This window comes from Pseudomonas sp. C9D1 (assembly GCF_056491235.1).
This window is the reverse complement of record NZ_JBSZIE010000002.1, coordinates 1,947,092-1,962,294: the sequence shown is the minus strand read 5'-3', so window position 1 is coordinate 1,962,294 and position 15,203 is coordinate 1,947,092. Positions and strand designations below refer to the sequence as shown.

The following is a 15,203-nucleotide window of genomic DNA, read 5'->3' as shown; positions in this document are numbered from 1 at the left end:
CTATGGCGCAGAAGATCATCCGCGTCGGTGACATCGAGATCGCCAACGACAAGCCCTTCGTGCTGTTCGGCGGCATGAACGTGCTGGAGTCCCGCGACCTGGCACTGAAGGTCTGCGAGGAATACGTCAGGGTCACCGACAAGCTCGGTATCCCCTACGTCTTCAAGGCCAGCTTCGACAAGGCCAACCGCTCGTCGGTGACCTCCTTCCGCGGCCCCGGCCTGGAAGAGGGCCTGAAGATCTTCGAGGAAGTGAAGAAGACCTTCGGCGTGCCGATCATCACCGACGTGCACGAGCCGCATCAGGCCGCGCCCGTCGCCGAAGTCTGCGACATCATCCAGCTGCCGGCCTTCCTTTCCCGCCAGACCGACCTGGTCGTGGCGATGGCGAAGACCGGTGCGGTGATCAACATCAAGAAAGCCCAGTTCCTCGCGCCCCAGGAGATGAAACACATCCTGGCCAAGTGCGAGGAGGCGGGTAATGACCAGTTGATCCTCTGCGAGCGCGGCTCCTCCTTCGGGTACAACAACCTGGTGGTGGACATGCTCGGCTTCGGCATCATGAAGCAGTTCCAGTACCCGGTGTTCTTCGACGTCACCCATGCCCTGCAGATGCCGGGTGGTCGCGCCGACTCCGCCGGTGGCCGCCGCGCCCAGGTCACCGACCTGGCCAAGGCCGGCATGAGCCAGGGCCTGGCCGGCCTGTTCCTGGAGGCGCACCCGGATCCGGACAACGCCAAGTGCGACGGCCCCTGCGCCCTGCGCCTGGACAAGCTGGAACCGTTCCTCGCCCAGCTCAAGCAGCTGGATGATCTGGTCAAGAGTTTTCCGCCGATCGAGACTGCCTGAACGGGCAAATCTCCGGTAAAGTGCCGGGCGCGCGTTATCTGACCGATCGGTCAGGTCAAGGGCCGGATCTGCCCAAGTGAACGTCCGCCCGCGCCGCCCCTCTAATTCCGCTGCAGCGTCATCGTCAACTTTGGAGTGCTAACAACAATGGCAAAGATCGTCGACATCAAGGGCCGTGAAGTCCTGGATTCCCGCGGTAACCCCACCGTCGAGGCGGATGTGATCCTGGACAACGGTATCGTCGGCAGCGCCTGCGCGCCGTCCGGTGCCTCCACCGGTTCCCGTGAAGCCCTCGAGCTGCGCGATGGCGACAAGAGCCGCTACATGGGCAAGGGCGTGCTGAAAGCCGTTGCCAACATCAACGGCCCGATCCGCAGCCTGCTGCTGGGTAAAGACCCGGTCGACCAGAAAGCACTCGACCAGGCGATGATCGCCCTCGACGGCACCGAGAACAAAGCCTCCCTGGGCGCCAACGCCATCCTCGCCGTGTCCCTGGCCGCCGCCAAGGCCGCCGCCCAGGACCAGGACCTGCCGCTGTACGCGCACATCGCCAACCTCAACGGCACCCCGGGCCAGTACTCCATGCCGGTGCCGATGATGAACATCATCAACGGTGGCGAGCACGCCGATAACAACGTCGACATCCAGGAGTTCATGGTCCAGCCGGTTGGCGCCAAGACCTTCTCCGATGGCCTGCGCATGGGCACCGAGATCTTCCACCACCTCAAAGCCGTGCTGAAGGCCCGTGGCCTGAACACCGCCGTGGGTGACGAAGGTGGCTTCGCCCCGAACCTGACCTCCAACGAAGACGCCCTGGCCGCCATCGCCGAAGCCGTCGCCAATGCCGGCTACAAGCTGGGCACCGACGTGACCCTGGCCTTGGATTGCGCTGCCAGCGAATTCTTCGAAGACGGCAAGTACAACCTGTCCGGTGAAGGCAAGTCGTTCGACGCCGAAGGCTTCGCCGACTACCTGAAAGGCCTGACCGAGCGCTTCCCGATCATCTCCATCGAAGACGGCCTGGACGAGTCCGACTGGGCTGGCTGGAAGATCCTCACCGACAAGATCGGCGAGAAGATCCAGCTGGTGGGCGACGACCTGTTCGTCACCAACACCAAGATCCTCAAGGAAGGCATCGAGAAGGGCATCGGCAACTCGATCCTGATCAAGTTCAACCAGATCGGCTCGCTGACCGAAACCCTGGAAGCCATCCAGATGGCCAAGGCCGCTGGCTTCACTGCGGTGATCTCCCACCGCTCCGGTGAAACCGAGGACAGCACCATCGCCGACCTGGCCGTAGGCACCGCCGCCGGCCAGATCAAGACCGGCTCCCTGTGCCGTTCCGACCGCGTGTCCAAGTACAACCAGCTGCTGCGCATCGAAGAGCAACTGGGCGGAAAGGCGCCTTACCGTGGTCGTGCCGAGTTCCGCGGCTAAGCCGGGGATGATAAAAAGGGCAGCGAAAGCTGCCCTTTTCGTATGGAAACCTCTCTTTCGATGGCCAAATCCCCTTACTGGTTGTTCGTCGTACTGATCCTGGCCTTGTCCGGGTTGCAGTATCGCCTGTGGGTGGGCGACGGCAGCCTGGCGCAGGTGACGGACCTCGAGCGGCAGATCGCCGACCAGAAGGGCGAGAACGAACGCCTGCTGGAACGTAACCGCATCCTCGAGGCCGAAGTTTCCGAGCTCAAGAAGGGCATGGAGACCGTGGAAGAGCGCGCGCGTCACGAACTGGGCATGGTCAAAGAGGGCGAAACCCTCTATCAGTTGGCCGAATGAGTCCCCCCGAACTCCCCGCCTTCTGGGCCGTGATCCCGGCCGCCGGTGTCGGCGCCCGGATGCGTGCCGACCGCCCCAAGCAGTATCTGGAACTGGCCGGGCGGACCATTCTCGAACACAGCCTCGCCTGCTTCCTCGACCATCCGAACCTCAAGCGCGTGGTGGTCGGCCTGTCCGTCGATGACCCGTACTGGCCCGAACTGGATTGCGCCAGCGATTCGCGCATTGAGCGGGTGGATGGCGGCAAGGAACGTGCCGATACCGTGCTCAAGGCGCTGCTGCGCCTGGACGAATTGGGCGCACGCCCGAATGACTGGGTGCTGGTGCACGACGCTGCCCGGCCCAACCTGTCGCGCGGTGATCTCGACCTGCTGCTGGCCGAATTGGCCCATGACCCTATCGGCGGCCTGCTGGCGGTGCCGGCACGCGACACCCTGAAGCGTGCCGGGCCTGATGGCCGTGTGGCCGAGACCGTCGACCGCAGCGTCATCTGGCAGGCCTATACGCCGCAGATGTTCCGCTTTGGCAGCCTGCATCGCTCCCTGGCCGATGCCCTGGTCTCAGGCGTCGCCGTGACCGACGAGGCCTCGGCCATCGAATGGTCGGGACAGGCGCCGCGCCTGATCGAAGGACGTGCGGACAACCTCAAGGTCACCCGCCCGGAAGACCTCGACTGGCTGCGTCAGCGCTGGGCCGGCCGGCACTGATCGCGATAGGCCGGATGGTTCGCCAGGCCTTCCTTCAACAAATCCACCAATTGGCGCACCTTGGGCGACAGGTGACGCTGTTGTGGATAAATCGCCCAGACTGCCGTGTTCGGCGGCTGATGCTGCTCCAGCAGTGAAACCAGCCGGCCGTTCTGCAGGTGTTCCAGCACGTAGTAGTCCGGCAGCTGGCATAGGCCGAAGCCTCGCAGCGCCGCATCCAGCACCGCCTCGCCACTGTTGCAGCGCCAGTTGCCCTGAACCCGTACCGTCTGTTCCCGCCCTTCGGCGAGGAAGCTCCACTGGTCCGAGCTGCCGATCAGGCAGTTGTGCCGGCCGAGCTCCGACAGGCTGTGGGGGCGACCGTAGCGTTCCAGGTAGGAAGGCGCGGCACACAGGTACATGACCCGGGGTGCCAGGCGCGTGGCCACCAGCCGCGAGTCCTGCAGGCGGCCGAGGCGGATGGCCAGGTCCAGGCCTTCGTGGACCAGGTCCAGCGGGCGGTTGCTCAGCTCGATCTCCACCCGCAGTTGCGGGTGCCGGGCCATGAACTCATTCACCAGGGGCACGATGAAGCGCTCGCCGTAGGCGACGGCGCAGGTCATGCGCAGCAGCCCCTTGGGTTCGCCGGTGAGGTCGTTGACGGCGCGCAGGGCTTCGTCACGCGCGTCCACCAGGCGCTGGCAGTGCTGCAGGAAGGTCTGCCCGGCTTCGGTCAGTGCCACCTTGCGCGTGCTGCGATAGAACAGCCGGGTCTGCAGCCGCTCTTCCAGTCGCGCCACCTGGCGGCTGATATGGGACGAGGACAGTCCCAGGCGTTCGGCGGCGGCGGTGAAGCGGCCGGTCTCGGCCACGGCGACGAATTCGTCCAACCCTTCCCAACGGCTCATCGATTATCCCCATTCAGCAATAATGTTTTGCTTTGTGGCGGATTATTTACCATTGAGCGCTCATCTACACTCCCCGTCATCGTTAAATCCACTGGAGAGTCACCATGATCAAGTCGCGCGCCGCCGTTGCCTTCGAGGCCGGCAAACCCCTGCAGATCGTCGAAGTGGACGTCGCTCCGCCGAAAGCCGGCGAAGTGCTGGTGCGCATCGTTGCCACCGGCGTCTGCCACACCGACGCCTACACCCTCTCCGGTGCGGATTCCGAAGGCGTGTTCCCCTGCATCCTCGGCCACGAAGGTGGCGGCATCGTCGAGGCGGTGGGTGAGGGCGTGACCTCCCTGGCTGTGGGCGACCACGTGATCCCGCTCTATACGGCCGAATGCCGCGAGTGCAAGTTCTGCAAATCCGGCAAGACCAACCTGTGCCAGAAGGTGCGCACCACCCAGGGCAAGGGCCTGATGCCCGACGGCACCAGCCGTTTCTCCTACAACGGCCAGCCGATCTACCACTACATGGGCACCTCGACCTTCTCCGAGTACACCGTGGTGCCGGAAATTTCCCTGGCGAAGATTCCCAAGGAAGCGCCGCTGGAGAAGGTCTGCCTGCTGGGTTGCGGCGTGACCACCGGCATCGGCGCGGTGCTCAACACCGCCAAGGTGGAGGAGGGCGCCACCGTGGCCATCTTCGGCCTGGGTGGCATCGGCCTGGCGGCGATCATCGGCGCCAAGATGGCCAAGGCCTCGCGCATCATCGCCATCGACATCAACCCGGCGAAGTTCGATGTGGCCCGTGAGCTGGGCGCGACCGACTTCATCAACCCGAAGGACCACGACAAGCCGATCCAGGACGTGGTGGTCGAGCTGACCGACGGCGGCGTCGACTATTCGTTCGAGTGTGTCGGCAACGTGCAACTGATGCGCGCCGCCCTCGAGTGCGCCCACAAGGGCTGGGGCGAGTCGGTGATCATCGGTGTCGCCGGTGCCGGCCAGGAGATCAGCACCCGTCCGTTCCAACTGGTGACCGGTCGCGTCTGGCGCGGTTCGGCCTTCGGCGGCGTGAAAGGCCGCACCGAGCTGCCGAGCTATGTGGAAAAGGCCGAGAAGGGCGAGATCCCGCTGGATACCTTCATCACCCACACCATGGGGCTGGACCGCATCAACGAAGCCTTCGACCTGATGCATGAAGGCAAGAGCATCCGCACCGTCATTCATTACTGAGCTAGCTAGAAGCCTGAAGCTTGAAGCTGGAGGTAGCGATGCCTTTTGCTTCGGGCTTCCAGCTTCTGGCTCACTGCTCGGACGGAGTCCGTTCAATGACCCTTGAAATCGTTTCCAGCAACAAGAGCTTCGGTGGCTGGCACAAGCGCTATCGCCACCGTTCCACCACGCTCAACTGCGACATGATCTTCGCCGTCTACCTGCCGCCCCAGGCCGAACAGGGTGCGAAGCTGCCGGTGCTGTACTGGCTGTCGGGGCTGACCTGCAGCGACGAGAACTTCATGCAGAAGGCCGGTGCCCATCGCCTGGCCGCCGAGCTGGGGCTGATCATCGTCGCCCCGGACACCAGCCCGCGCGGTGCCGATGTGCCGGGTGACCCGGACGGTGCCTGGGACTTCGGCCTGGGCGCCGGCTTCTACCTCAACGCCACCCAGGAACCCTGGGCGCGCAACTACCGGATGCACGACTACGTGGTGCAGGAGCTGCCGGCGCTGATCGAGGCCAACTTCCCGGTCTCGGACAAGCGCGGCATCAGTGGGCATTCCATGGGCGGCCATGGTGCGCTGGTCTGCGCGCTGCGCAACCCGGGTCGCTATCAGTCGCTGTCGGCCTTCGCGCCGATCGTCAACCCGATGGCGTGCCCCTGGGGTGAGAAGGCATTTTCCCGCTACCTCGGTGATGACCGCTCGCGCTGGCGCGAATGGGATGCCTGTGCCCTGATCGCCGAGGCGGGCGAGCGCCTGCCTATCCTGGTGGACCAGGGCGACCGCGATGATTTCCTGGTCAACCAGCTCAAGCCCGAGGCGCTGCAGGCCGCCGCCAAGGCTGCCGATCATCCGCTGACGCTGCGCCTGCAGCCGGGCTACGACCATAGCTACTACTTCATCGCCAGCTTCATCGACGATCACCTGCGGCACCACGCCGCTGCGTTGAAAGGCTGATGAGTCGGCTTGGGGTGATCTGAGGGCTGGAAGCCGGTCTGGCTTCCCGCTTCCCGCTTCCGCTTTCAGTTAGAATCGCGCCCTGACTTTTCAGGGCGTTTTTCTGACTATGCGAATTGGCCACGGTTACGACGTGCATCGCTTTGGCGAAGGGGATTTCATCACCCTGGGCGGCGTGCGCATCCCTCACAAGTTCGGGCTCATTGCCCATTCCGACGGCGACGTGCTGCTGCACGCACTCTCTGACGCGCTGCTGGGCGCGGCGGCGCTGGGTGATATCGGCAAGCACTTCCCGGACACCGACCCACAGTTCAAGGGCGCCGACAGCCGCGCGCTGCTGCGCCATGTGTTGGTGCAGGTGCGCAACAAGGGCTGGAAGGTCGGTAACGTCGACGCCACTATCGTCGCCCAGGCGCCGAAGATGGCCCCGCATATCGAGACCATGCGTGCGCTGATCGCCGAAGACCTCGGCGTCGAGCTGGACCAGGTCAACGTCAAGGCCACCACCACCGAGAAGCTCGGTTTCACCGGGCGCGAGGAGGGGATTGCGGTTCACGCAGTCGCCCTGTTGCTGAAGGCATGAACGAACTCGAACTGCTGGGCCCGCGTGCCTATGGGGAGCCCCTGGGGCAGGCCGTGCTCAAGGCCATCGCCGAGGACTTCCAGGTAGACGAAGTGCTGGACATCCCCCTCGCCGGCGAGGGCGAGCACCTGTGGCTGTGGGTGGAGAAGCGCGAACTGAACACCGAGGAGGCCGCACGGCGCATCGCCCGTGCCGCCGGAGTGCCGGTGCGTACCATCAGCTACGCCGGCCTGAAGGATCGTCAGGCACTGACCCGCCAGTGGTTCAGCCTGCACCTGCCGGGCAAGGCCGACCCGGACCTTTCCGCTGCCGAGAACTCGAGCCTGCGCATCCTCAAAAGCGCCCGCCACAAGCGCAAGCTGCAACGCGGCGCGCACTCGGCCAACGGTTTTACCCTGCGCCTCACGCGCCTGGCCGCTGACCATGAGGCCCTGGATGCACGGCTGACCGCCATGGCTGCCGGCGGCGTGCCCAACTACTTCGGCCTGCAGCGCTTCGGCCATGGCGGTGGCAATGTCGTCGACGCCCGTGCCTTTGCCGAGCGGCGTGAGCTGCCGGAGCAGCGCAACCTGCGTTCACGTCTGCTGTCGGCCGGGCGTAGCTACCTGTTCAACCGCGTGCTCGCCGAGCGTGTCGCCAGCGGCAACTGGAGCCGTGCCGAAGTCGGCGACCTGCTGGCCTTTACCGACAAGCGCAGCTTCTTCATGGCCGGCGAGGAGGAGTGCCGGGACCCGCGCCTGGCGATCCTCGACCTGCATCCGACCGGTGCCCTGTGGGGCGAAGGCCCGTCCCCGGCGGGCGGCGACAGTGCCGCGCGCGAGCAAGCGCTGGCCGATGCCGAGCCCGCCTTGCGCGACTGGTTGGTGGATGCGGGCATGGCGCACGAACGGCGCATCCTCCGCCTCCCCATCGGCGGCCTTACGTGGCATTATCCCGAGCCTGACGTTCTGCAACTGGAATTCGTCCTGCCGGCTGGATGCTTCGCTACCGCAGTGGTTCGCGAGCTTGTCGATCTGGTGCCGGCAGGGCAGACGGACAACCCATGCGTATTCTGATTTCCAACGACGACGGGGTGAATGCACCCGGCCTCGCCGCCCTGCATGCTGCGCTAGAAAGTTATGCCGATTGCGTGGTCATCGCCCCTGACCAGGACAAGAGCGGTGCCAGCAGCTCGCTCACCCTGGATCGGCCGCTGTGCCCGCAGCGCCTCGACAACGGCTACATCAGCATCAACGGTACGCCCACCGATTGCGTGCACCTCGGGCTCAACGGCCTGCTGGAGCAGACGCCGGACATGGTGGTTTCCGGTATCAACCTCGGTGCCAACCTGGGTGACGACGTGCTTTATTCCGGCACGGTCGCGGCTGCTCTCGAGGGCCGCTTCCTCGGGCTGCCGGCGTTCGCCTTCTCGCTGCTTTCGCGGCAGCCGGAGAACCTCGCCACTGCCGCGCATTTCGCTCGCAAGCTGGTCGAGGGGCATGCCCAGCTCGATCTGCCGCCGCGTACCGTGCTCAACGTGAACGTCCCCAACCTGCCGCTGGATCGCATCCGCGGCATCCAGGTGACCCGCCTCGGCCATCGCGCCCGTGCGGCGGCGCCGGTCAAGGTGGTCAACCCGCGGGGCAAGGAAGGTTATTGGATCGCGGTCGCCGGCGACGCCGAGGATGGCGGCCCGGGTACCGACTTCCATGCGGTGATGCAGGGCTACGTCTCCATCACGCCGTTGCAGCTGGACCGTACGTTCACCCAGGGCCTCGACAGCCTCGAAGGCTCACTGGGGAGGCTGTTCTGATGGCTCGCGAGCAGGACGATCTGCTGCGCCGGGGGATCGGCATGACTTCCCAGCGCACTCGCGAGCGTCTAATCCAGCGCCTCTATGAGGAAGGGCTGTCCAACGCCCATGTGTTGGAAACCATCCGTCGCACGCCACGTCATCTGTTCGTCGACGAGGCGCTGGCGCATCGCGCCTATGAAGATACGGCGCTGCCCATCGGGCACAACCAGACCATCTCCCAGCCGTACATGGTGGCCCGCATGAGCGAGCTGCTGCTGGCGGCAGGGCCGTTGGACAAGGTGCTGGAGATCGGTACCGGCTCCGGCTACCAGACCGCCATCCTGGCGCAGCTGGTGGAGCGGGTGTTCTCCGTCGAGCGCATCCAGAGCCTGCAGGATCGCGCCAAGGAGCGCCTGGTCGAGCTCAACCTGCGCAACGTGGTGTTCCGCTGGGGCGATGGCTGGGAGGGCTGGTCCGCGCTGGCGCCCTACAACGGCATCATCGTCACCGCCGGCGCAGCCGAGGTGCCCCAGGCGCTGCTGGATCAACTGGCTCCCGGTGGGCGCCTGGTCATTCCGGTAGGTGCGGGCGACGTTCAGCAGCTGATGCTGATCATCCGCGAGGAGCAGGGCTTCTCGCGCCATGTGCTGGATGCCGTGCGCTTCGTGCCGCTGCTCAATGGGCCGCTCGCCTGAACTCGGTGGGTGAGTCGACGTACTATCCTCCGACCTTCGGGGAACCCGCGCGCCGATCGCCTTTCTGATTGGCAGACAGATGATGCGTCGTTGCGGCCCGGCCATGTAGCGGCCAGCCTGGAACGAGCAAAGGGTAACTGGCCCTGAACGATAAATTCGACACAATAAGTACGACCTTTGGGCGTTGGGGAAAGGGGACAGGAATGAGCCTGGCCATTAGGCAGAGGATCAGCATGGGAAGCACACGAGGACTGTTGTCCGTCGTTGCCGTCGGCTTGTTGCTGGCAGGGTGCGCCAGCTCGCCGCCTGGCGGTGTGCAGGTGGTCGACCGCGATGGCCGTGCCGCTGCCCAGCAGCGCCAGCCGGTGACCACGGGTCAGTACCGTGTCCAGCGGGGCGATACCCTCTATTCCATTGCCTTCCGTTTCGGCTGGGACTGGAAAGCCCTGGCTGCCCGCAACAACATTCCCGCGCCCTATGTGATCCGTCCGGGGCAGACGATCCGCTTCGACGGGCAGTCCAATTCCGCTCCGGTACGTTCCGTTGCGACAGCGCCTGTCGTCACTACGCCACCGCCAAAGCAGCCCACTACGCAGCCGAGCCAGCCGGCTCAGAATCAGCCCACCAAGCCCGTGCCGCCACCTGTCGCGACCACGCCGGCAACGACCTCGACCTTGCCTGTAACCCGCTCAGCGACTGGCTGGGCGTGGCCTGCGAACGGCACGATGATCGGCCGTTTTTCCTCAAACGGTAGTTTGAATAAAGGGATTGATATAGCAGGTGAATTAGGCCAGCCTGTTTTGGCTGCATCGGATGGTTCCGTTGTTTACGCCGGGAGTGGATTACGGGGCTACGGCGAATTGGTGATCATCAAGCACAGCGATACCTACGTAAGCGCCTATGGTCACAACCGCAGGCTGCTGGTACGGGAAGGACAGCAGGTCAAGGTCGGACAGACCATTGCAGAGATGGGCTCAACGGGTACTGACCGGGTGAAGCTTCACTTTGAAATTCGCCGCCAAGGTAAGCCTGTAGATCCACTGCAATATCTGCCTCGTCGTTGATCCGACGTCGGCCCGTCACCCACGTGGGATGGACGGGCTCAGGCGTAGCCAGGGAAATGGCGTCGTCAGAGCTTGTTGTCGAACTCAGCAAGGGACAACAACAATGGCACTCAATAAAGAAGCGCCGGAGTTTGACGTCGACGACGAGCTGCTCCTCCTGGAGCCAGGCGTCGTCATGGACGAGGGATTGAGCGAGGAGCACGAGTCTCCCCCCAGCACCAAATCCAAGTCGAGCTCACTCAAGCAGCACAAGTACATCGACTACACGCGCGCCCTAGACGCGACCCAGCTTTACCTCAACGAAATCGGCTTTTCCCCCCCTCCTGACTCCGGAAGAAGAAGTGCACTTCGCGCGCCTGGCGCAGCGTGGTGATCCCGCCGGACGCAAACGCATGATCGAGAGCAACCTGCGCCTGGTGGTGAAAATCGCCCGACGCTATGTCAACCGGGGGCTCTCCCTGCTGGATCTGATCGAAGAGGGCAACCTCGGCTTGATCAGGGCGGTCGAGAAGTTCGACCCGGAGCGGGGCTTCCGCTTCTCCACCTATGCGACCTGGTGGATACGCCAGACCATCGAACGCGCGATCATGAATCAGACCCGGACCATCCGGCTGCCGATCCATGTGGTCAAGGAACTCAACGTCTATCTGCGCGCAGCGCGGGAGTTGACCCACAAGCTCGATCACGAGCCCTCCGCCGAAGAAATCGCCAACCTGCTCGAGAAGCCGGTTGAAGAGGTGAAGCGGATGCTCGGCCTGAACGAGCGGGTTACCTCGGTGGACGTTTCCCTGGGCCCGGATTCGGACAAGACGCTGCTCGATACCCTGACCGACGACCGTCCTACCGACCCCTGCGAGTTGCTGCAGGATGACGATTTGTCGCAGAGCATCGATCAATGGCTTTCCGAATTGACGGACAAACAGCGTGAGGTCGTCGTGCGCCGCTTTGGCTTGCGCGGCCATGAAAGCTGCACGCTCGAGGAAGTCGGCCAGGAAATCGGACTGACCCGGGAACGGGTGAGGCAGATCCAAGTGGAAGCCTTGAAGCGCCTGCGGGAGATTCTTGAGAAGAACGGCCTTTCGAGTGATGCCTTGTTCCAATAACCGATAGTGATCCGAAGAAACCCGGCCTTGGCCGGGTTTCTTTTTGGGGAGCCGATCAGGAACAAGTGGTTATGCCGCCGTTTCGTTGTTTGCGCATAACGTACTTGTAAGTATTCGCTTACAAATGGTGTAAGTGTTATGGGTCAAAAGCCAGTCGATAATGTGGCGAGATCACTGAGGTTTATTTTTAAGTTATTGAAAATAAAGGCTTTTCATTTTTAAGCCTAACGCCGCACGCCGCTGTTTCACCAACAAGTGCCCTTGTTCGATTACCTGGAGTCGCTATCATCAGCCCCATGCAACACGGAACGTTGCGGGCCGATACGGACTTCGGCCAGGAGCGTCACGGGATGTGACTCATCAGGATGATGAAAGGGATTTAAAGGGATAGGGACAAAAGAGTGGGCGGGCAACCGCCCCTTTTTTTGCCTGCAAAAAACAAAGGCCCGCGATTGCGGGCCTTTTTGCTGTCTGTCGATCAGCGCTCCAGTTGCGGGAGCTTGCCTTTGACGCCATCCCACTCTTCGGCGTCTGCCAGGGCGTCTTTCTTCTCGGTGATGTTCGGCCAGACTTCAGCGAGATCACGGTTGAGCTCGATGAACTCCTGCATATCCTCCGGAACTTCGTCCTCGGAGAAGATGGCCTGGGCCGGGCATTCGGGTTCGCACAGTGCGCAGTCGATGCACTCGTCCGGGTGAATGACCAGGAAGTTCGGGCCTTCGTAGAAGCAGTCCACCGGACAGACTTCCACACAGTCAGTGTATTTGCATTTGATGCAGTTGTCGGTGACGACGAAGGTCATTCTAATTCTCTCCTCAGCGGCGGCTCGGAAACCCTGGCTAATTGGGCTCCCCGGCTCTGGAATGGCGTCTCCGGCTCAGGCTTGTGGTCGGAGCTCGTCCAGAGCGCGCGGGATTCTAACAGCTTGTGCGCTATGGCGTTAGATTCGAGCCTTCAATGTATATAACAACTCCAACGCGCGGCGTGGGGTCAGGTCGTCTGGTTGCAGCTTCGCCAGCTCGTCCAGTACCGGGTGCGGGAGGCTCGCGAACATGTCGCTCTGCATCGGCGGTACGGGTTGCCCAGGTGCTGCTTTCGGCGCTTCGTGGGGCAGGCTGGTGGTCTCCAGGCGCGCCAGATGCTGGCGGGCGCGCTGGATCACGTCGGCTGGAACGCCCGCAAGCTGAGCCACCGCCAGGCCATAGCTCTGGCTGGCAGGGCCAGGTAGCACATGGTGCAGGAAGACGATGCGCTCGTTGTGCTCGGTGGCATTGAGGTGGACGTTGGCCACCACCGGCTCGCTTTCCGGCAGCACGGTCAGCTCGAAATAGTGGGTGGCGAACAGCGTGTAGGCGCGCAGGCGCGCCAGGTGCTCGGCGGCGGCCCAGGCCAGGGACAGACCGTCGAAGGTGCTGGTGCCACGGCCCACTTCGTCCATCAGCACCAGGCTGCTGTCGGTGGCGTTGTGCAGGATGTTGGCGGTCTCGCTCATCTCCACCATGAAGGTGGAGCGGCCGCCGGCGAGATCGTCGCTGGAGCCGATGCGGGTGAAGATGCGGTCCACCGGCGACAGTTCGCAACTGGCTGCCGGCACGAAGCTGCCGATATGGGCCAGCAGGACGATGAGGGCGGTCTGGCGCATGTAGGTCGATTTACCGCCCATGTTCGGGCCGGTGATGATCAGCATGCGCGTGGCGTCGTCCAGCGACAGGTCGTTGGCCACGAAGGGGGTATCCAGTACCTGTTCCACCACCGGATGGCGGCCTTGCACGATGCGCATGCAGGGCTCTTCGACGAAGCGGGGGCGATTCAGGTCGAGGTTCAGCGCGCGCTCGGCCAGGTTGCTCAGCACGTCCAGCTCGGCCAGAGCGGCAGCGGTGTCCTGCAGCGGCGCCAGCTGTTCGATCAGCTGCTCCAGCAGTTCCTCGTAGAGCATCTTTTCACGGGCCAGGGCGCGACTCTTGGCCGATAGCGCCTTGTCCTCGAATGCCTTGAGCTCGGGGGTGATGAAGCGTTCGGCACCCTTGAGGGTCTGTCGACGGATGTAGTCGGCGGGAGCCTGCTCGGCCTGCACGCGGGGCAGTTCGATGAAGTAGCCGTGGATGCGGTTGTAACCGACCTTGAGGTTGGGCAGGCCGGTGCGCGCCTTCTCGCGGGCCTCCAGATCCATCAGGTATTGGCCGGCGTTCTCGCTCAGGGCTTGCAGCTCGTCCAGTTCCGCGTCGTAGCCGGTCTTGATCACGCCACCGTCACGGATCACCGCGGGCGGTGTTTCGATGATGGCGCGGGCCAGCAGCTCCGCCAGTTCCGGGTAGGTGCGGATGTTGGTGGCCAGGACGCCAAGGTGCGGTGCTTCCAGGCCGGTCATGGCCTGCTGCAGCTCCGGCAGGGCGGCCAGGGCGTCGCGAAGGCGGGCCAGGTCGCGAGGGCGGGCGTTACGCAGGCCGATACGGGCGAGGACGCGCTCGACGTCGCCGATTTCCTTCAGCTGGGGTTGCAGGCCTTCGAAGCGGAAGCGCTCCAGCAGGCAACTGATGGAGTCCTGGCGTGCTTCCAGTACGGCACGGTCGCGCAGCGGGCGGTTCAGCCAGCGGCTCAGCAGGCGGCTGCCCATGGCGGTCTGGCAACGGTCGACCACCGATTGCAGGGTGTTGTCACGCCCGCCGGCGAGGTTGATGTCCAGCTCCAGGTTGCGGCGGCTTGCGCCATCGAGGATCACCGTGTCATCCAGGCGATCATGGCGCAGGCTGCGCAGGTGGGGCAGGGCGGTGCGCTGGGTTTCCTTGGCGTAGCCCAGCAGGCAGCCGGCGGCGCCGATGGCCAGGGTCAGGTTTTCGCAACCGAAGCCCTTGAGGTCCTGTACGCCGAACTGTTGGCACAGGCTCTTGCGTGCGGAATCCCGGTCGAAGTCCCAGGGCGCGCGACGGCGCACGCCACGGCGTTTCTCCGCTGGCAGGCCTTGGGGCCAATCGTCCGGGATCAACAGTTCGGCAGGGTTCATGCGCTCGAGTTCGGCCAGCAGGTTTTCCCAGCCCTTGATCTCCTGCACGCTGAAGCGGCCGCTGGTGATGTCCAGCACGGCCAGGCCGAACAGGCGTTCGTCGCCCAGTACCGCACCGATCAGGTTGTCGCGGCGCTCATCCAGCAGCGCTTCGTCGCTGATGGTGCCGGGAGTGATGATGCGCACCACCTGGCGTTCGACCGGGCCCTTGCTGGTGGCCGGGTCGCCGATCTGCTCGCAGATGACCACCGACTCGCCCAGCTTCACCAGTTTGGCGAGGTAGCCTTCCACCGAATGGAAGGGAATGCCCGCCATGGGGATCGACTTGCCGGCGGACTGGCCACGGGCGGTGAGGGTGATGTCGAGAAGCTTGGCCGCCTTCTTGGCGTCTTCGTAGAAGATCTCGTAGAAGTCACCCATGCGATAGAACATCAGCTGGTCCGGGTGCTGGTTCTTCAGCCGCCAATACTGCTGCATCATCGGGGTGTGGTCGGAGAGGTCCTGGGTATCTTTGGCCATCTGTCAGCGCATCTGTCTTGAATGTGGGGCGGCAAGGCGCGTTCGGGAGGAGGAATCCATGCCCGGCCTTGCGCGCAAAAGGCGC

General features: G+C 63.9%; 14 protein-coding genes and 1 pseudogene. 12 read left to right on the top strand and 3 right to left on the bottom strand.

All coding sequences use genetic code 11. The annotated features are described in order from the left end of the window. The first annotated feature begins 2 nt into the window (after positions 1 to 2). From kdsA to ispD, 4 genes are all read left to right on the top strand, one after another. Positions 3 to 848, top strand: a complete 846-nt coding sequence (gene kdsA, locus ACXI0U_RS17320) for a 3-deoxy-8-phosphooctulonate synthase (RefSeq protein WP_184487681.1) — start codon at positions 3 to 5, stop codon at positions 846 to 848. A 147-nt stretch (positions 849 to 995) separates the two neighbouring features. Beyond that, positions 996 to 2,285, top strand: coding sequence for a phosphopyruvate hydratase (gene eno, locus ACXI0U_RS17315; protein ID WP_021219423.1), 1,290 nt, complete (start codon positions 996 to 998; stop codon positions 2,283 to 2,285). Between the two features lie 60 nt (positions 2,286 to 2,345). Further along, on the top strand, positions 2,346 to 2,627 hold the full coding sequence (gene ftsB / locus ACXI0U_RS17310; RefSeq protein ID WP_021219422.1) for a cell division protein FtsB: 282 nt from the start codon (positions 2,346 to 2,348) through the stop codon (positions 2,625 to 2,627). Further along, positions 2,624 to 3,334, top strand: a complete 711-nt coding sequence (gene ispD / locus ACXI0U_RS17305) for a 2-C-methyl-D-erythritol 4-phosphate cytidylyltransferase (RefSeq protein ID WP_431482543.1) — start codon at positions 2,624 to 2,626, stop codon at positions 3,332 to 3,334. Before ftsB ends, ispD begins: the two co-directional genes overlap by 4 nt. Here the strand turns inward: ispD and ACXI0U_RS17300 are convergent. Then, entirely contained in the window at positions 3,310 to 4,221 is a 912-nt protein-coding gene (locus ACXI0U_RS17300; RefSeq protein WP_271658796.1) for a LysR substrate-binding domain-containing protein, read from the bottom strand. The two genes, ispD and ACXI0U_RS17300, sit on opposite strands and share 25 nt — an antisense overlap. A gap of 104 nt (positions 4,222 to 4,325) precedes the next feature. On the opposite strand from ACXI0U_RS17300, the gene ACXI0U_RS17295 reads away from it, so the two are divergent. The 8 genes and pseudogenes from ACXI0U_RS17295 (at position 4,326) to rpoS (ending at position 11,598) form a co-directional block, all read left to right on the top strand. After that, positions 4,326 to 5,438: an S-(hydroxymethyl)glutathione dehydrogenase/class III alcohol dehydrogenase gene (locus tag ACXI0U_RS17295; protein WP_479550604.1), complete on the top strand. Its 1,113-nt coding sequence runs from the start codon at positions 4,326 to 4,328 to the stop codon at positions 5,436 to 5,438. A 95-nt stretch (positions 5,439 to 5,533) separates the two neighbouring features. Continuing rightward, positions 5,534 to 6,379, top strand: a complete 846-nt coding sequence (gene fghA, locus ACXI0U_RS17290) for an S-formylglutathione hydrolase (protein ID WP_431482542.1) — start codon at positions 5,534 to 5,536, stop codon at positions 6,377 to 6,379. A 109-nt stretch (positions 6,380 to 6,488) separates the two neighbouring features. Then, positions 6,489 to 6,962, top strand: a complete 474-nt coding sequence (gene ispF / locus ACXI0U_RS17285; RefSeq protein WP_021219417.1) for a 2-C-methyl-D-erythritol 2,4-cyclodiphosphate synthase — start codon at positions 6,489 to 6,491, stop codon at positions 6,960 to 6,962. Next, entirely contained in the window at positions 6,959 to 8,017 is a 1,059-nt protein-coding gene (gene truD, locus ACXI0U_RS17280) for a tRNA pseudouridine(13) synthase TruD (protein WP_479550603.1), read from the top strand. The genes ispF and truD overlap by 4 nt, the downstream gene beginning before the upstream one ends. Next, on the top strand, positions 8,005 to 8,754 hold the full coding sequence (surE, locus tag ACXI0U_RS17275; protein WP_021219415.1) for a 5'/3'-nucleotidase SurE: 750 nt from the start codon (positions 8,005 to 8,007) through the stop codon (positions 8,752 to 8,754). Before truD ends, surE begins: the two co-directional genes overlap by 13 nt. Positions 8,755 to 8,795: 41 nt before the next feature. Next, positions 8,796 to 9,431: a protein-L-isoaspartate(D-aspartate) O-methyltransferase gene (locus ACXI0U_RS17270; protein WP_169708397.1), complete on the top strand. Its 636-nt coding sequence runs from the start codon at positions 8,796 to 8,798 to the stop codon at positions 9,429 to 9,431. A 203-nt stretch (positions 9,432 to 9,634) separates the two neighbouring features. Next, entirely contained in the window at positions 9,635 to 10,495 is an 861-nt protein-coding gene (locus ACXI0U_RS17265) for a peptidoglycan DD-metalloendopeptidase family protein (RefSeq protein ID WP_479550602.1), read from the top strand. Between the two features lie 103 nt (positions 10,496 to 10,598). Then, positions 10,599 to 11,598 (top strand): annotated as a pseudogene (gene rpoS, locus ACXI0U_RS17260) (RNA polymerase sigma factor RpoS). Positions 11,599 to 12,076: 478 nt separating this feature from the next. On the opposite strand, the gene fdxA reads toward rpoS, so the two are convergent. After that, complete coding sequence (gene fdxA, locus ACXI0U_RS17255; RefSeq protein WP_021219412.1) at positions 12,077 to 12,400, bottom strand: ferredoxin FdxA; 324 nt, start codon at positions 12,398 to 12,400, stop codon at positions 12,077 to 12,079. A gap of 138 nt (positions 12,401 to 12,538) precedes the next feature. Beyond that, entirely contained in the window at positions 12,539 to 15,118 is a 2,580-nt protein-coding gene (mutS, locus tag ACXI0U_RS17250) for a DNA mismatch repair protein MutS (protein WP_350446862.1), read from the bottom strand. Between the last annotated feature and the right edge of the window lie 85 nt (positions 15,119 to 15,203).